Here is a 16,712-nt window from a genome sequence, read left to right as displayed (position 1 = left end):
CGTTCAGCCGCCGGCGGGGTACAACGCGCTGGTTTTGAGCGGATGGTAGCGGAGGTTTGCCTCGGTAAGGTTGGTGCGGTTTGCGCCCGCGAGGTCTCGCGCTTCGCTCGCAACAGCCGGGATTGGCAGCAACTCATCGAGATGTGCCGCGTGGTCGACACCGTTCTGGTCGATCAGGAGACTATCTATGCGCCAAGGCACGGCAACGACCGCCTGCTGCTCGGGCTCAAGGGTAGCCTCAACGAGTACGAGCTGGATCTGTTGCGCCAGCGCTCGCTCTCGGCCCGCTACGAGAAAGCGCGTCGGGGCGAGTTGATTGTGGCGGCGCCCGTCGGCTTCGTGAAGGCCGGCGATCGCTATGAGAAAGATCCGGATCGGCGCGTCCAGGAAGCGATCCAGTTGGTGTTCGACAAGGTCGAGGAACTGGGCAGTGCCCGACAGGCGCTCTGCTGGCTCCACGAGTACAATCTCGATCTGCCGGTGAAGCAGTCCAACGGCGACACAGCCTGGTCTTGGGATAGCCGACGGTCTTGCAGATGCGCTCCAAGGTCAGCACGACATCCTCGCCTCGATAGCTGAAGCGCGGATCCACGGCCGGCGAGAAGCGACTGAAGGTATCGACGATCGTCAGCACGCGAATCTTGCGGCCGGTGGCAAGCTGGTCGTGAACGAAATCCATTGCCCAGGTCTCGTTGACCTGAACCGCATCGGTTCGATCCAAGCGCAGCTTGGCCTTCACGCGACGCTTCGGCGTTTTGTAGCGCAATTGCAGGCTTAACTCCCTATAGAGACGGTACACGCGTTTGACGTTGACGTCCCAGCCGTCACGCTGCAGCAGGACATGAACCCGGCGATAGCCGTATCTCACCCGCGTCTCGCAGATGTCCTTGATCCGGTGCTTGAGAGCGGCCTGGTCGCCGCGCTTCGACTTGTAGACGTAAAGTGCGCGATCGATCCGAAGGGTCGAACAGGCCCGCCTGATCGAGACCTTCCAGTCAGTACGCACCTTGTCGACAAGCTCCCGCTTGCGGTCAGGCCTCAGAGTTTTTTTGACAGCACATCCTGCAGCATCGCCTTGTCCAACGACAGGTCGGCGACGATCCGCTTCAGCTTCGTGTTCTCGTCCTCGAGCTGACGCAGCCGCTTCATCTCAGAGGGCATCAGGCCCGCATACTTCTTCCGCCAGTTGTAGAACGTCGCCTCGCTGATCCCGGCCTTGCGGCAGACCTCTGCGACTGCCGAGCCGTCTTCCGCCTGCTTCAAAACGAATGCGATCTGCGCCTCTGAAAACTTCGATGCCTTCATGGAACTCTCCTCATCCCCGTCAGGGGATCATAATTGGAAAATTCCAGTTCAGACTGGCCTAATTCGGCGGGGGCACGTCAGACGAAGCATTCGACGCGATCGTTCCAACCCACGTTCCGCGCAATGCAGCAGGCCCGTTCGTGATGGCCGATGTGTTCAGCGCGATCCCGTTGACCATCGTCAACGTATACCAGTCCTGCACGCGCCGTCGGGTCCAGCGCCGCGACACGCGGCATTGACCGGCAGTTTCGCGCAATCGCGGAGAAGTCCGGCACGCGCTATTATTCGATGATCGATACGCTCTGCGACACCAATGGCTGCCTGGTTCATCCGCCCAATGAGCCCGGGAAGCTCATCTCATGGGACTATGGCCACCTGACTACGGACGGGGCAGCCTTGTGGCGCAGAAGATTTCTGCCGAATTTCCCCGTTAGAGATAGAGTAATCACGGCGCGTTGGCTTTGCCACGTCAACTGGCGCGTACGTCAAGCTGTCCGCTCGCACGCGAAGCCTTTAACCACTTAAGCGGCGGACCGATCGTGTATATAAATTGGCGGACGCACCTGATCTGCCACCTGAAAAGAATGCTAGGATCCTAGCCTCGCTCAACGAGCTTTCAATCAATACCGCCCCTATTTGGAGGCTCTTAGTCTGGAGATGTAACGAATATAATGCTGGTCAGACTGCCAACTCATTCCTCGATCGGAATACTCTCAGATGAACTTTAACGACTGGCCGAATCGTTTGACGGGATCAGAATTTATATGTCGGGACGATTGCGACAGACTGCTGATAGATGCCTCCCAATCGGAGCGCAAGCGCTCGCATATTTTACTTCACGACAGCCATTCCGATCCCGTGCAGAGGCTTGTAGTGGCGCTTGATCGAGAAACATACGTTCAGCCCCACATGCATAGCGAACAGTGGGAGATGATAGTTCCTCTTTGGGGGGCGCTATCTGTTTTCCTTTTCTCCGAGGACGGCGCAATACTCGCCAAGCGAAACATCACCGCCGAAGAAACACCATTGTTTCAGATACCAGCAGGAACCTGGCACTCGATCGCGCCGGCCACTGATACTGCCGTGATTTTGGAAGTAAAGGCAGGGCCATTTAGAGCAGCACAGTTCTCGATCTGGAGCCCAGCTGAGGGCAGCCCCGACGCATCGCTTTTTTACAATTGGCTGAACGATGCAGAGACTGGAGACCGGTGGCGATATCGATCATAGGTGAAAGTCGACCTCTCCTGAAAATGCAGAGAAAGATTCATGCTAATGGTTAGGAATACCGTTGCGGCACGCACGCCACACTTGCAAATTTATTCAAGAGCCCCCTTGGGTTCCCTTGGCTAGCAGGCATGGATTGGCTAAGAGCCTCTTTTGCTACACGGAACCATCGCAATGACTAATGCACCTTATTGGACAGGCGAAAACCTAGTCGGCTGGCTATCAATTGACGGCGCTCTTACAAAAGTGACGGCGTCTCGTGACGCGATCCACCGTCATGCCCCGGGCTACAATGATGCGATCAGCTGGGAACTTGAGCGCTTTAGCGCAGATATTTTCGAAAAGTTAAAGCCCTACTTTTTCGCGACTATGGGCAAGATGAATCCCTGAGTCCCACGCCAAGTCGCTTCTATGTGTGGGGTACCGTGAATGTTGCCTTAAGTGCCAAGCCCAAGAATGATGGCTGAGTTAGCGCGTTCGTTCCAGCCGAATGAAAGGCGACGCGAGGTCGGGTTGACCTCGCGTGGCTTCCCACTCCTCGAACGTTGGCAGCCGAATGAAAAGACCATCCTTGGAGTCGCCGGCCGGATCCCTATTCCTTCAGTTTCGCGTGGAACGCATGGCAAAGTGGGTGCTGCGCGTTTATCTGCTCATCATCTCCGTGTCGCTCCTCGCCGGGTTCGTAAACCTCTTTCTTCCCCGCGCGTTCGGAACGTAGCCCCACGTGTTTGGATCCACGTGCTGCCTCGGCACGTAACAATGAGAACGCCCGCTGCGAAAACAGCGAGGGCTACGGTGGCGGTCCATTTAAGAAAAGCGGCGGCTAGGAACTTTTTATCGTTGGGCCGCGGACTTGAATACGCAAAGGCCGTCGGCGTCCCGCGAAGGCCACTCAGTCGATCAGCGCTAGGTGTGGAGCCTCAACAGGTTGTCCTCGGTTAGGCCGAGTCTGCTGATGGGCGTTCGCGATTTTATACCGCCATGGGGCCGATGCCAGTTATATCGGTGTAGCCAGATTGGAAGCTCCTCGGCGCGGCGGTCTGATGTGGGATAGGCCTGAGCATAGGCCCACTCCCTCAGTGCAGTCTGGATGAAGCGCTCAGCCTTACCATTGGTTTTGGGTGTGTAGGGCTTGGTGCGGACATGCTTGAGGCCGAGCACCTGGCAGCGGAATTCAAAGGATTTGTAACAGCTGCCGTTGTCGGTCATGACCCGGCTGACGGTGACGCCGAGGCTGGCATAGTAAGCGACAGCGGCTTTGAGAAAAGGAACGGCGCTGATGGCCTTCTCATCGTATCCCTACGCCGAGAGCCGCCTTGCAGGGTGCGAGGGGAATGTGAAGACATAGTCGTATGACTGATCATACGCCTATTCGGAAGATTTCTCGTCTTGAGGTTGTTGAGACGGGCGCGCGGCGTCGCTGGACGTTGGCTGAGAAGCAGCGGATCGTTGCCGAGAGTTGCGCTGGCCCTCGGTTGGTATCGGCGACTGCTCGGCGTTACGGGTTGTCTGCGAGCCACCTGTTCACGTGGCGCCGGCTGGCCCAGGATGGGCGTCTGGCGGAAGCGGACGAGGTGACGACGTTTGCATCGGCGATCATCGACGATAACGGTTCGCCTACATCGCCGAAACAGATTGAAGCCGTGGGTCTGCGTGAGCCAACTCCTGCATTAGCGGCTGTGGTGCCGAGCCGGATCGAGATTGCGCTTGTGAGCGGGCATCGGGTGATTGTCGACGACGGCGTCGATGCGGCGGCATTGGCGCGGGTTCTCGCGGTGCTGGAACGGCGATGATCACGATGCCGAGCAACGTGCGGGTGTGGCTGGCGACCGGGCACACCGACATGCGGAAGGGATTTGCGGGTCTGTCATTGCAAGTTCAGGAGGTGCTGCGTCGCGATCCGCTAGGTGGGCACCTGTTCTGCTTCCGTGGCCGCAGCGGCAATCTGTTAAAAGTGATCTGGCACGACGGTCAGGGTGCCTGTCTGTTCACCAAGCGGCTGGAACGCGGTCGCTTTCTGTGGCCAAGCCAGTCCGATGGCGTGGTGACGATCTCGTCGGCGCAGCTCGGTTATCTGTTGTCTGGGATCGACTGGCGCCATCCGCAGGAAACCTGGCGTCCGACCTCGGTGGGCTGAAGAATTGACTTGCGGATGATGGCGGATGTGATTCCATCTTGTCATGACAGACGGGTCTGAATCGCTTCCATCGGATCTTGCGGCCGCCCATGCGATGATCCTTGCGGAGCGTGCTGCGCGTCTGGATGCCGAGGCAGTTGCTGCGCGCGCGCGGGCTGTGAACTCCAGTACGGAAGCGCTGATCGGTCATCTGAAACTCGAAATCGAGAAGCTGCGCCGCGAGCTTTACGGCAGCCGTTCGGAGCGCAAGGCGCGGCTGCTTGAGCAGATGGAATTGCGGCTGGAAGATCTCGAGGCGAGTGCGACCGAAGATGAGCTGGCGGCCGAACATGCCACGGCCCGGACGCAAATGGTGCGCTCGTTCCAGCGCAAGCGCCCCTCGCGCAAACCGTTCCCCGACCATCTGCCGCGCGAGCGCGTGGTGATTGCCGCACCGGTGAGCTGTCCGTGTTGCGGGTCAGCAAAACTGTCGAAGCTGGGCGAGGACGTCACCGAGACGCTGGAGGTGATCCCGCGGCAGTGGAAGGTGATACAGACGGTGCGGGAGCGGTTCTCGTGCCGGGCCTGCGAGACCATCACGCAACCGCCGGCACCGTTCCATGTGACGCCGCGCGGTTTTGCCGGGCCTAATTTGCTGGCAATGATCTTGTTCGAGAAGTTTGGCCAGCATCAGCCGCTGAACCGGCAGAGCGAACGCTACCGGCGCGAGGGGATCGATCTCAGCGTGTCGACGCTGGCCGATCAGGTCGGCACCTGCACGATGGTGCTGCAGCCCCTGCATGCGCTGATCGAGGCCCATGTCCTTGCTGCCGAGCGGTTGCATGGCGACGACACCACGGTGCCGATCCTGGCGAAAGGCAAGACGGTCACCGGTCATATCTGGACTTATGTCCGCGACGACAGGCCCTTTGGCAGCCGCGCACCACCGGCAGCGCTGTATTACGCATCTCGAGATCGGCGGCATGACCATCCGGTTCGGCATCTTCAGAACTTTGCCGGCATTTTGCAGGCCGACGCATATGACGGCTACAACGAACTTTACGCGCGGTCGCGCTCACCTGGGCCGATCACCTCGGCGCTATGCTGGAGCCATGCAAGACGTCAGTTCTTCGAGCTGGCCGACATTGCCGCCAACGTCCGGCGTGGAAAGAACGCGCCGGCAATCTCGCCGATTGCGCTGGAGACGGTTAAGCGCATCGATGCGCTGTTCGACATCGAGCGCAGCGTCAATGGGCTGGGAGCCGATGAACGCCTGGAGGTGCGTCGGCGACGAAGCGCGCCGCTTCTGACTGCCCTGGAAGATTGGCTGCGCGCTGAACGATCTGCGCTGTCAGTGGGGCGGAAGTCGTGGCTGTTTGCCGGCTCCGAACGCGGTGCCGACCGGGCGGCGGCGATGGCCACGCTGATCATGACGGCGAAGCTCAACGACGTCGATCCTCAGGCCTGGCTCGCCGATGTTCTGGCCCGCATCAACGATCACAGCAACGCCGACCTTGCTGCGCTGCTGCCGTGGCACTGGGCGGCGGCACGAGAGCGCTGTACACTGGCGGCATGACCGCCGACACCATCGCCCGCCTCAGGATCACGCTCGACGATGTCGAACCGGCGGTGCTGCGCCGTGTCGAAGTCCCGTTTAACATCCGGCTCGACCGCCTGCATCTGGTGGTCCAGGCGGCGATGGGGTGGACCAACAGTCATCTCTACGAAATCCGCGCTGGCGATGCTGGATGGGGGCAGCCGGATCCGGATTGGCCCGACGGCCCGCTCGACGCCCGAAAGGCGCGGCTCGATGACGTTGTTGAAGATACCGGTGCAAAAAACCTGCGCTATCTCTACGACTTCGGCGATGGCTGGGACCACACTATCAAGATCGAGAAGCTGATCGACCCCGAATTTGGAGCCCGCTACCCACGCCTTCTCGAGGCGATTGGTCGCTGCCCTCCCGAAGACGTCGGTGGCCCGCCTGGCTACGCCGAAACGCTGGAAGCGATCGCCGATCCGAAGCACGAGCGCCACGAAGAGTGCAGAGAATGGATGCCCGAAAACTTTGATCCGAAAATCGTTGACACTCGATGGCTCACCGATGAACTCATGATCCTCGCCAAGCGCTGGTCCCGGAAACCCGCTAAACGCGCCAAGGTGACTTGACCCGCGGTATTTGGCGGATGGTTACTTCTCATCGGGCAGTATCTGGGAGAAGGCTACACGGGAGTTATCGTCAATGCAGACGTGGACGAACTCCCAGCCGACGCCACGACTGTTGCTTTGGCCGGTTCGATCGCCGGTGATGCGGTGGCCGATTTTATCAAAACGGCCGAGCTTCTTGATGTCGATGTGGATCATCTCGCCGGGATGGGCGAGCTCGTAACGGCGCAGCGGCTCGATTGGCTCCAGGTCGCGCATCCGGTTTAATCCCAGATGCCGCAAGATCCGGCTGACGGTAGCGGCCGAGATCGCGAGTTCTACGGCGATCTGCTTGCCCGTAAAGCGTTGTCGGCGCAGGCTTTCGACTTGCTCGACGATTACCAACGGTGTCGGTCGATAAAGGCGTTGCGGCCGGGACGAGCGATCCATCAGACCCGCCAATCCTTCGGCCTTGAAGCGTTCGACCCACTTCCGGGCCGTCCGCGGGCAGACCCCTGCGGCACATGCGGCGGCCTTCGGTGTCTGCCCGCTCAAGACTGCTTCTACCAATCGTTCTCGACCGAGCGGCGTCAAACGGGCATTCTTGTGGATGTTCATCCGGTCCCTCCGTTGAACACTGAAGCTTCGCAACCTCAGTTTCCTCGGTCCGGACCGGGTGGACAACCTCTTGAAAGCTCACAGCTAGGTCACCAAGAACAGATTCTCGCCAATAGTACGCCTATTCGATGTAGAGCTTGTTAACTGCATAGTGACACGCTGATTCGAGTAATCAGGATCAAAGGAAATCGCCGTGGCAATCGATTATGCTTTCGAAGGCCCCAAGTGGGGTTCAGGCGCGATTGGAACTTCGGGTGGCACCGTCAGCTGGAGCTACTCAACGTCATTCACCGCCGCATTTCAGATTGAGATACAGGCAGCATTCGCAGCTTGGTCGGCCGTGGCAAACATCACGTTTGTTTATGTCACAAACGCTGCGACGGCGCAGATCGACATTGGCTCAGCTGCAATTGACGGCGCCTCCAACATCCTGGGGCAAGCAAATTACTATTACTCTGGCTCTATGTTGCAACATGCAGATGTTACCTTCGACGCTGCTGAACCGTGGGTATCCGGCGCTAACGGCCTCGTAGCGTTCGGAAGTGCGTATTTCAAAGCGCTCGCACTGCACGAGATCGGGCACACGATTGGTCTGGACCACTACGCCGGATCAGTCGCGATTATGAATGCCTATCTGCCTAACAACCTAACGACACTAACGACGTCCGACATTCATGGGGCGACGGCGCTCTACGGCGCTGCGCCGGCCGCGATGACAAATTCTCCGCTGAGGTTTGCCGGCACCGGTGACTTCGATCAAGATGGCATCTCGGATACGTTGCTTGTACACGCCACGACCGGATCTGTCGGGTATCTGGAAAGCGGCCCTGGTCATGTGGTCGGTAGCGTGCCGACTGGATATAAGATCGCTGGTACCGGAGACTTCGATCACGATGGCACGACTGATGTGCTATTCGAAAACAACTCAGGTGGTTTTTTCGCCGAATGGATTATGAACGCCGGTCATGTGCGCGTTGAAGGAGGCGTCGGTTACAAACCCGGCGGGTCAACCGTCGCCGGGACTGGTGACTTCAACCATGACGGAACGAGCGACATACTATTTCAAAACCCGTCGAGCGGCCTGATTGCGCTTTGGCAGATGAACAATGGGCATGTCGCTGTAGAGGCGGGCGTCGGGTTCGCACCAGACGGATTCAAATTTTCCGCCACAGGCGATTTCAACGGTGATGGCACATCTGACGTTATCTTTCAGAACGCCGCGAGCGGTTCAATCGCGCTGTGGCAGGTCGCAAATAATCATGTCGCGATCGAAGCTGGATTGGGTACCGCGCCGAGCGGCTTCAAGTTCTTAGCAACAGCCGATTTCAACCACGACGGCACCACCGACGTGCTTTTTCAGAATTCATCGGGATTCATTGCTGAATGGATCGTCAACAACGGTCACGTCGCCATCGAGCTTGGCCTAGCCGTTGCACCTGCCGGCTTCAGCTTTGCCGGAGTTGCTGACGTCAATCATGATGGCACACATGACATCGTTTTTCAGAACGCGAGCGGAGCGGTGCAGAATTGGGAAATGCAAAACGCGCACATCTTGTCGCAAGCCAGCGCCAATTGGCTGATCGCCTAAACGGCACGCTCATTGAGACGGTGGTTCTCAACCGCGCGGTCAGCAACGAGGCTCGGCAGCTGTTTCGGCGCGCGATGCCCCAGCAATTGCGACAGCACGGACTGTCTGCGAGATGGCAATCTTGCCGAAGAGGGGATCGACCGATGTCTGAACGCTTTCTCGCTTTTGTTTTAATTGCACCATTTGGCGTGGTGGGATGCTGGCTAGCTTGGTGGGCAATCAAGCCAATATACGATAAGTTCGATGAGCGCTCCTGAGGACAAACTCCGCTTCTCCGTAGACGTGTTCGGGGGCTCCGGCTTCACCAATGTTGGCACTCATCCCGGCTGGAATCGTATTGAAGGACGGGCAGTTAACCAATCAGATGGAAGAACAAGCTCTGAGCCTCAAACGAGTCGCTTCGGTATGCGGCACGCGGTCGCAAAAGACGCTCACTGTCTTCGCAGGAGCTCCGTATTTACTTTTCGTGGGGCGACGCTAGTTTGTAAGCATCACCAAACGGAAGTTGCCTAATGTCCACGCGAAGCGATCAACCGCGGCACCACTCACCACGACCTGGCGGAGTAGCGGCGTTTCCTATGATTGTCGTTGTCCTAGTCGGCACTAGCTTCGTTGGTGTACGAGCGCTTGTTGGAATATGAGCCTATTCAAGGCATACTTTAGTAGCCCTAAATTCCTGATCCGCGGGCTACTTGGCTACGTCGCTTATGTTTGGATATTCCCGCCGTGGTTTGCTGCGTGGGTACATAAGTTCCGCGGCGTGAAGATCAACGACGTCCGAACGGTGTATATTGCGCCGAACGTTCTTATCGACACCAATTTCCCGGAACACATCACCATCGGCAACGGCGTTTACATCACGCGCGGCGCCAAGATCCTGTGCCACACCGCCTATACTCCCGTCGTGCAGAAGATGTTCGGCCTTCCAGATTGTGTGGTCGGCGACGTGGTGATCGACGAAGGCGCTTATATCGGCGTCAATGCCATTGTGCTGCCGAACACCCGGATAGGACGCTGCGCAATCATCGGCTCTGGCGCAGTTGTGACGAAAGATATTCCCGACTACGCAATTGCCGTCGGCGTCCCCGCCAAGGTCATCGGCGATGTTCGAAATCTCGCTACCAATCGTACGGCAGAGCCAAGCCCTGAACACCTGGCTATGTAGCTTTGGGTTCGGCATTCCCTGTCGCCGCGAGAAACTGTCGTTACCGCTCTGCTTTCTTTCTGAATGTGATGCAGCTCTCAAGTGCTGGATTCCTCAACATTGCCGGCGAGAAGGTGTCGTTGTCGTAGCGATTTTACATGCTCAGCTGGAATAATTCCCGGCCCTCGTGCCCCCTAGGTCTCAAGCATGTACGCGAAATCGCGGCGGAAAAAGGCCGACATTGTCGTGCGGACCGTAGGCCTGGAAGTCGCGCCAGCGCTTCTGGCCTTCACCTCGCTCGTTACGGCCAGACCGTCGCCGGGTATTAAGCGGAGCGATCTGGGCAATCTCTGTGATTCTATCTGATTGCTCCGCTCGCACGCGAAGCCTTGAACCACTTAAGCGGCAGACCGATCGTGTAAGCGCGCCGCTTTACGATATCGAGATCACGGTTGAGCTTAGCTGCAATCTCCGCCGGCTCCACGGACGCCTCGACCAATTCCCGGAAGAGGTCGTCCTCAGTTCGTGTCCACACCTTGGTCATTATCAGCCGAATCTCGCTTTATCCAAACTAGCACATGTACCATGCCCCGATTTTCATTGAAAATCGAGCGGATGATCAGCGTCATCCAACGATTCCGCCGGACGACGCAGCGCAGGCCGGACGAGGCGCGGCCGCGCGTTAGGCTGCGGCATCGCCTTTCATTGGGGTGTACGATCAGGTAATCTGATCGACGTCAGCACGGCCTGTCGCTGCAACGGGCATGTGCGTGTCGTAGATTGGGGAATGGACCGTGTTTCACCATCTGAAGCGAGCATGATGCTGAGAGCGGCCAGCACGTTGGATGCCCAGCGGCTGCTGTCGTGGCGCAATGACCCCGCGACGCGCAACAACTCCTTCACGACGGAGATGGTACCGCTCGAGTCGCATCTGCGCTGGCTTGATCAGGTCTTGAACGACCCCTGTCGCGAACTTCTCGTTGCCGAATTCGGAAACGAAGCGGTGGGGACCGTTCGCCTCGATTATTCCGACGACCGGTGTGAACTAAGCTGGACGGTTGCGCCTGAATGCAGGCAGCGGGGATTGGGCCGAAGAATGGTTGCGCTGGCCATCGACCGAGCGAGCTGCACAAACCTGATTGCGAAAATCAAACCGGACAACGGCGCATCGCAGCAGATCGTCCGCGCTTTGGGATTTACCGAAGTCGCGCGTGAGGACAACCAGGCGGTCTGGACTTTCACCAAGATCCCGAGCACCGATCACTGCTGATGCAGACCGATCGCCCTCGCCGCCCTATCTACGGGATTTTCTGAACACGAGCCGCATCGAGTCGAACATGTTGGCGGGCAATCTTTCAGCGCGGAAAACCACAGATGCGACGGCAGGGTCAGGAGGCGCCGGCGGCTTCCCGATATCCTGGCGGACACCGAGCCCCAGTCTCCCGTCGCGATCAGCAGCACGGCGCCGTCCTCCATGTGGCGCACCAGGATCTGCATCGTTTCCGGCACGTCGTCGATATGCTCAATGACATCGAGCAGGACAACGGCGTCGAAGCGTCCGAGATACTCCTCCGTGGCGACGCCCTGCCTGACATTCGACAGGTTGTTGCGATGGCAGAAATCGACGCCCGATTGCGCCATCTCGAATCCGTAGACGTCGAAATGCAACTTGGCCTCCTGCAGAAAGAAGCTGTAGGCGCAGCCGATTTCGAGCAACTTACCACCTTGCGGTAAGGCGGACTTCAGGAACTGCACTTGCCCGCGGAATTCGCGCTGAAGCGTCGCCTGGCTGCCTTCGTAATCACGATAGGCACCGTCGACGCCGCCGTTGAAATACTCCTCGGTATGTTATTGTTCGGGATTGAACGCCGTCACGACGGTGCGCCCGCCTCCGCAGTTCGAGCATTTCGTGATGTCGAAGCCATCCTTGCGGCAGGCCACGGCAGGCCGGGCGGATGCGCCGCAGATTGGGCAGCCTGAACATTCACCTGAACCGGAGTGCTGTTTTCCATCACGTCAATTTACCACCGCCCGCTGCCAAAGGCGCCCGTCTCTCTTGCATTGGTACTCGACCGCCGGAGCCCCGGCACCGGTATTCAACTCATATACCGAAAGCCGCCTTCCGTTGTAGATCTGTTTCATGTTCAGCCATGACGGAACGTCGACCATCAACTTGTCGATCATCGGCTTGTGCGTCGCCGCGTCGGCCACAAAGTAGCGTGCGCCTTTGACGTAATAATTCCGCAGGCTTTCCGCCGCGCCGGGCGCGGCATCCTGCGCGCCGATCAAGCATTCAAGCAGGTCCGCCCGCATCGGGAAGCGATAGTAATTCATGAGTGCGACCCGCGTGCCGGGCCGCGTCATGGTGTTCAGCATCCGTGCGACCACAAAAGCCTCATCTCCGGCATAATTGTCGGTATCACCACCGCGAGCATAGCTAACGGCTTCCTTGGCAACAGGAATAAGCGCGCTGAACGACGCCCACAGGGCATAGGCCGTGGCGGCAATGATCCCGGTCTGCAGCGCAGCCGCGCCGGAATAGCTGGCGCGGGCGGCGATGGCCGCGGGGAAGATGTAGAGCAGCGCCAGCGAACACAGGATGTAGCGCGGCGCGAAGGTGGATGTTCTGAGGATCGCCCATACCGCCACCCCGGCGAAGGCAACGCCGGTCAGCAACCAGAATGCGCGCGACAGCGATCGAGCGAAGACGAGGCAAAGCGGAAAGAACATCAGCGGCAGCACGCTGATGGTGCCGTGCTGCCCCCAGTAAGTTCCGAAAGTGAGCGCGATGGGATAGCTCCGCAAAATCCGTCGCGTGGTGGCCGCATTGAACCAGTCCTGATCCAGTCCAAAGCTGACGCCTTTGAAGTAATACACCGGCGCCAGAGGTTCGCCGGTCATGATCAGGTTCCGGATGATCTGCGGTGCCAGGATTGCAGCGCCCGCAGCCGCAATGATCGCAAGCGACGCGACCTCGGCCTTGAGGCCCGCCTTCCAGCCACGGCTGTCGCTGGCGCTGCGCCAGACGCGCCAGCCGGACACGGCCAGAAAGCCCGCGCCCAGGATCGGGATGTAGGACAGTTTGGCCGCGACCGCCGCGCCCGCCAGCAGGCCGATGATGACGCTTTGCCGCTTGCCGAGCGCGTCGCTCTTCAGCGCGGCTATCATCAGGGCTGCCACACCGAGCGGCAGCGCGACCAGATCGGTCTTGCCGTCCCAGACGATCAGGGTGACCGCGCTGGTGGTAAACAACAAGGTGACAATCAGGATGCAGCCGCGCAGGCCGAGTTTGCCCGCACGCGCTGCGCCCCACAACAGGAACGCCGCAGCCACCGCATGCCAGAACGGCAGCGGCCTGGCGGCGAAATCGCCGGCGAACATAATAATCGCGGCGATCTGGATTTCGGCAATGGTCCAGATATCCGAGAAAGCTTCATATCCCGGCAGCGCAACGATCCGGCCGGTGTCGGCGATCACACGCGCCCATGGCAGGTAGAAGGCAACGGAATCGCCGACAGCCGGATGCAGCGTACTGATCGCATGGATGCCGACGACAAAGAAAACGGCCAAGGCAAGCAATTGCCAGCTCAGCGTCTCGCGGCGCAGCGCGCGCACCAGCCGCCCCAGTTCGATCATCATCTCGCGCGCGATGTCCCGGTTGACGATGAGATTGAGCAGCGTCGCGGCGGCGAGAACAGCGACGACCACCGCGCCCCTGAACAGACCAAACAACCCGAGCACCAGCCACAGCGTCGCGGCGAGCCCGCTGCCCAGCGCGAAACCCGTCCCGAGAAAGAAACTCAGAGGGCTGCCATGCCAACGCGCGCGCGACAGTCCGACGGCCCTGAGGCTGCAAAATCCGAGCGATAGCAGGCCCCCGCAATAGGCGCCTGATATCAGCAAAGGGATCAAAACCGGTGGGATCGCCCTGAGAAACTCATTCATCTTGAAATCTTAATTCTGATAAAGAGCGGTCAGGAGGGGTTTCAGAACCCATTCGACCTTTGTCTCGGGCGCCACCTTGTAAAGGACCCATCTCGCCAGCGGCTCGTTCACAAGCATGCCGTTCAGCACCGCGACGCCGACCAGCCAGGCAAGAAAAAGCAGTTGAGCCGCCCCGGATAGCAACGCCGATGTCAGGGATTCGCCGACAGGCGGCACGACCGCGGCTTCTTCGCGCGGGATCAGCACTTCGGGGGGGGCGATCGTATCGACCCGCATGCGCTGGATGGCGAGTTCCTGCACCAGCTTCTTGATCTGCACCGACTGCCGAGAGACCCGCACCAAGAGGTCCAGCATCAGGAACGCAACGAACGCGAACACCATCACCATCATGACCAGAAGGAGCTGACGATCCTGCAGCTTCGAGGTGAATTCGAAGAACGGCAACCACTGCCACAACACGATGGCCACGATGGCCACGCCCTGCATCAGAACCCAGCGCACGGTGACGTGGGTATCTAGCCCCCGGTAGCGCGAAAGCCAGAGCGTGTAGATCAAGAGGCCCACAAGCGCCGTCAGGCAGACGAACTGAATGTCGTTGGCGAAATTCATCGTCATCTTGTGTGCGCGCCTTTGAACACGATGCCGAGAAAACCGATCGAAACCCGCAGCGGATAGGTCGCGGCACGAAACAGCGAGAACAGCGACTGACCGCTGGTGCGCAGCCGCATCGTGACGGGCACCTCGACGATCTTGAAGCCGGCCTGATACAGCATCAGCAGCGCTTCGGCTTCCGGATGATCGACGGGATAGCGCGTCGCGAAAAACCTGAACGCACTCCGGTTCAAAGCGCGAAAGCCGGACGTCGTGTCGGAGACGTGCAGTCCGGTCGCCATCTTCAGAATGCCGGTCGAAAACTTCATGCCGATCCGACGCGCCAGCGGCGTGCGATAAGCGGCGTCGAGCCGCGACGGGTGATAGCGCGAACCGATTACGCAATCCGCCTCGCCGGTCAGGATCGGCTCGAGGATATGCCTGATCTGGCCGGGATCGTGCTGGCCGTCGCCGTCGATCTGGAGGACGGCGTCATAGTCCTTGCGCACCGCATAGAGAAATCCGGTCTGCACCGCGCCACCGATTCCCAGATTGGCAGGAAGGGACAATACCGTTGCACCACAGTTCCGCGCTACCTGATCAGTTGAATCGATTGACGCATCGTTGACGACAACGACGTCGACTACGACGCCATCGACGGCAACCCCACGCAATTCGGCGAGCAATGCCGGCAGGCTCTCTTCTTCGTTGAATGCGGGAACGATCGCCAGAACTCGCATTGCGATCCTTTGAGAGCAACGACAAACGGTTGAGCCAATGTCGACAAGATATGCCGCAGAAAAGACACGAAAGCAATTGCGCGTCCGGGGCCTCTATTACTTGCGGTACCTTTGCAGCACCTTGTGCAAGGCCGCAATCACGTCGGCCGCGTCTTCATTGGTCATGCTCGGAAACAACGGGATGCTGATGACCCGCTCATACTCTGCTTCGGCGACGGGCCAGTCGCCTTTGACATATCCAAGCCTGGCGTAATAGCTCATCCAGGGAACGGGAATATAATGGACGTTCACGCCAATGTTCTCGGCGCGCATTGCTGCGAAGATTTCAGCACGCGAAGCGGTGAGAGCTTCTGCCCTGATGCGAACGATATAGAGATGCCAGGCCGACATGCAGTCCGGTCGCTCGGTGGGAATTTCGAGCAGCGAACTTTCGCGGAATGCCTCGTTGTAGAGATCGGCGAGCTGGCGACGCCGTGCGATCCATCCGTCCAGCTTGTCGATCTGGCTGGTGCCGAGGGCGCAATTGATATCAGGAATGCGATAATTGTAGCCCAGCGCGGTAATGTCATAGACCCATGACTGGGTCTTGTTTCGCGCATGCAAATCCAGATCGATGCCGTGATGCCGAAACGATTTGATCTTCTTAGCAAGCGCGGGATCGTCCGTCAGAACGGCCCCGCCTTCGCCCGTCGTCACCAGCTTGACGGGATGAAAACTCAACGCCGTCATACGCTGCAGCGTTCCCACCTTCTGTCCCTGATAGGTCGCACCCAGCGAATGGGCGGCATCCGAAATGACGGAGATCCCATGCCGGTCGGCGATAGCGCGCAGCGCCTCGTGATCGCAGGGATGACCGGTGAAATCGACTGCGATGATCGCCTTCGTCTTCGGGGTGATCAGGCGCTCGACCGCCGCCGGATCGATGTTCATCGTGTCGGCGCTGAGATCTGCAAATACCGGTGTCCCACCCTGGTACAGAACGCAGTTCGCGCTGGCGACAAACGTGATGGCAGGGATGATGACTTCGTCGCCGGGGCCGATGCCGAGGGCGAAGACCGCAGCATGCAGCGCGGCGGTGCCGGAATTGACGGCAACGGCCTCGGCCGCGCCAGTGTAGTCGCAGAGCGCCGTCTCGAACAGACCCACCGCGGGGCCGGTCGTCAGCCAGTCGCCCTTGAGAACGTCTTCGACTGCTTTACGATCGGCATCATCGACCGTTTGCCGAGCATAGGGCAGCAACGCGGCTCGCACCGGCACGCCGCCCTCGATGGCAAGTTTCGAAGCCATTCAAATCTC

The 16,712-nt window shown here is 59.2% G+C and carries 17 protein-coding genes and 3 pseudogenes; 12 read left to right on the top strand and 8 right to left on the bottom strand.

Going from position 1 to position 16,712, the window contains the following annotated elements:
• The coding region (locus tag AC1RLZ_RS27800) for a recombinase family protein (RefSeq protein ID WP_493191270.1) at positions 1-579 on the top strand (579 nt) is incomplete at its 5' end.
• On the opposite strand, the pseudogene AC1RLZ_RS27795 reads toward AC1RLZ_RS27800, so the two are convergent.
• Positions 509-1,305, bottom strand: a pseudogene (locus tag AC1RLZ_RS27795) (IS3 family transposase); the annotation flags it as partial. The gene AC1RLZ_RS27800 and the pseudogene AC1RLZ_RS27795 sit on opposite strands and share 71 nt — an antisense overlap.
• Positions 1,306-1,539: 234 nt before the next feature.
• Between AC1RLZ_RS27795 and AC1RLZ_RS27790 the strand changes: the two are divergent.
• The 3 genes from AC1RLZ_RS27790 (at position 1,540) to AC1RLZ_RS27780 (ending at position 2,919) form a co-directional block, all read left to right on the top strand.
• Entirely contained in the window at positions 1,540-1,830 is a 291-nt protein-coding gene (locus AC1RLZ_RS27790; protein WP_493191273.1) for an SGNH hydrolase domain-containing protein, read from the top strand.
• A 192-nt stretch (positions 1,831-2,022) separates the two neighbouring features.
• Positions 2,023-2,532 carry a WbuC family cupin fold metalloprotein gene (locus tag AC1RLZ_RS27785; protein WP_493191269.1) on the top strand — a complete coding sequence of 170 codons (510 nt, stop codon included), beginning with the start codon at positions 2,023-2,025 and terminating at the stop codon, positions 2,530-2,532.
• Positions 2,533-2,703: 171 nt separating this feature from the next.
• On the top strand, positions 2,704-2,919 hold the full coding sequence (locus tag AC1RLZ_RS27780) for a hypothetical protein (protein ID WP_493191268.1): 216 nt from the start codon (positions 2,704-2,706) through the stop codon (positions 2,917-2,919).
• A 516-nt stretch (positions 2,920-3,435) separates the two neighbouring features.
• Here the strand turns inward: AC1RLZ_RS27780 and AC1RLZ_RS27775 are convergent.
• Positions 3,436-3,822: pseudogene (locus AC1RLZ_RS27775) on the bottom strand (integrase core domain-containing protein); the annotation flags it as partial.
• Between the two features lie 59 nt (positions 3,823-3,881).
• Here AC1RLZ_RS27775 and tnpA point away from each other — a divergent pair.
• The 4 genes from tnpA to AC1RLZ_RS27755 are packed head-to-tail and all read left to right on the top strand — an operon-like array spanning position 3,882 to position 6,814.
• On the top strand, positions 3,882-4,322 hold the full coding sequence (tnpA, locus tag AC1RLZ_RS27770) for an IS66-like element accessory protein TnpA (protein WP_493191267.1): 441 nt from the start codon (positions 3,882-3,884) through the stop codon (positions 4,320-4,322).
• Positions 4,319-4,666 carry an IS66 family insertion sequence element accessory protein TnpB gene (gene tnpB / locus AC1RLZ_RS27765; RefSeq protein WP_493191266.1) on the top strand — a complete coding sequence of 116 codons (348 nt, stop codon included), beginning with the start codon at positions 4,319-4,321 and terminating at the stop codon, positions 4,664-4,666. Before tnpA ends, tnpB begins: the two co-directional genes overlap by 4 nt.
• Positions 4,667-4,709: 43 nt before the next feature.
• Entirely contained in the window at positions 4,710-6,221 is a 1,512-nt protein-coding gene (gene tnpC, locus AC1RLZ_RS27760; protein ID WP_493191265.1) for an IS66 family transposase, read from the top strand.
• The gene (locus AC1RLZ_RS27755; protein WP_493191264.1) at positions 6,218-6,814 is read left to right on the top strand and encodes a plasmid pRiA4b ORF-3 family protein; all 597 of its coding nucleotides are present in this window, start codon (positions 6,218-6,220) and stop codon (positions 6,812-6,814) included. Before tnpC ends, AC1RLZ_RS27755 begins: the two co-directional genes overlap by 4 nt.
• Before the next feature lie 24 nt (positions 6,815-6,838).
• On the opposite strand, the pseudogene AC1RLZ_RS27750 reads toward AC1RLZ_RS27755, so the two are convergent.
• Positions 6,839-7,408, bottom strand: a pseudogene (locus AC1RLZ_RS27750) (leucine zipper domain-containing protein); the annotation flags it as partial.
• A 193-nt stretch (positions 7,409-7,601) separates the two neighbouring features.
• Between AC1RLZ_RS27750 and AC1RLZ_RS27745 the strand changes: the two are divergent.
• The 3 genes from AC1RLZ_RS27745 to AC1RLZ_RS27735 all read left to right on the top strand — a co-directional run bounded on the left by AC1RLZ_RS27745 (position 7,602) and on the right by AC1RLZ_RS27735 (position 11,410).
• Entirely contained in the window at positions 7,602-8,996 is a 1,395-nt protein-coding gene (locus AC1RLZ_RS27745; protein WP_493191263.1) for a matrixin family metalloprotease, read from the top strand.
• A 637-nt stretch (positions 8,997-9,633) separates the two neighbouring features.
• Positions 9,634-10,161, top strand: coding sequence for an acyltransferase (locus tag AC1RLZ_RS27740; RefSeq protein ID WP_493191262.1), 528 nt, complete (start codon positions 9,634-9,636; stop codon positions 10,159-10,161).
• A gap of 766 nt (positions 10,162-10,927) precedes the next feature.
• Entirely contained in the window at positions 10,928-11,410 is a 483-nt protein-coding gene (locus AC1RLZ_RS27735) for a GNAT family N-acetyltransferase (RefSeq protein WP_493191261.1), read from the top strand.
• Here AC1RLZ_RS27735 and AC1RLZ_RS27730 read toward each other — a convergent pair.
• Positions 11,401-11,895: a class I SAM-dependent methyltransferase gene (locus tag AC1RLZ_RS27730; RefSeq protein ID WP_493191260.1), complete on the bottom strand. Its 495-nt coding sequence runs from the start codon at positions 11,893-11,895 to the stop codon at positions 11,401-11,403. The two genes, AC1RLZ_RS27735 and AC1RLZ_RS27730, sit on opposite strands and share 10 nt — an antisense overlap.
• Here AC1RLZ_RS27730 and AC1RLZ_RS27725 point away from each other — a divergent pair, their 5' ends adjacent.
• Entirely contained in the window at positions 11,896-12,120 is a 225-nt protein-coding gene (locus tag AC1RLZ_RS27725) for a hypothetical protein (RefSeq protein WP_493191259.1), read from the top strand.
• A 36-nt stretch (positions 12,121-12,156) separates the two neighbouring features.
• On the opposite strand, the gene AC1RLZ_RS27720 is transcribed toward AC1RLZ_RS27725, so the two are convergent.
• From AC1RLZ_RS27720 to pseC, 4 genes are all read right to left on the bottom strand, one after another.
• Positions 12,157-14,085, bottom strand: a complete 1,929-nt coding sequence (locus AC1RLZ_RS27720; protein ID WP_493191258.1) for a hypothetical protein — start codon at positions 14,083-14,085, stop codon at positions 12,157-12,159.
• Positions 14,086-14,094: 9 nt separating this feature from the next.
• On the bottom strand, positions 14,095-14,700 hold the full coding sequence (locus AC1RLZ_RS27715) for a DUF2304 domain-containing protein (protein WP_493191257.1): 606 nt from the start codon (positions 14,698-14,700) through the stop codon (positions 14,095-14,097).
• The gene (locus AC1RLZ_RS27710; protein ID WP_493191256.1) at positions 14,697-15,416 is read right to left on the bottom strand and encodes a glycosyltransferase family 2 protein; all 720 of its coding nucleotides are present in this window, start codon (positions 15,414-15,416) and stop codon (positions 14,697-14,699) included. Before AC1RLZ_RS27710 ends, AC1RLZ_RS27715 begins: the two co-directional genes overlap by 4 nt.
• Positions 15,417-15,512: 96 nt before the next feature.
• Positions 15,513-16,703, bottom strand: coding sequence for a UDP-4-amino-4,6-dideoxy-N-acetyl-beta-L-altrosamine transaminase (gene pseC, locus AC1RLZ_RS27705; protein WP_493191255.1), 1,191 nt, complete (start codon positions 16,701-16,703; stop codon positions 15,513-15,515).
• Positions 16,704-16,712 lie beyond the last annotated feature (9 nt).

The organism is Tardiphaga sp. GW822-FHT04G09, assembly GCF_058800725.1.
Note: the sequence above shows the minus strand (reverse complement) of the source record. Positions and strands in the feature narration are given on the sequence as shown.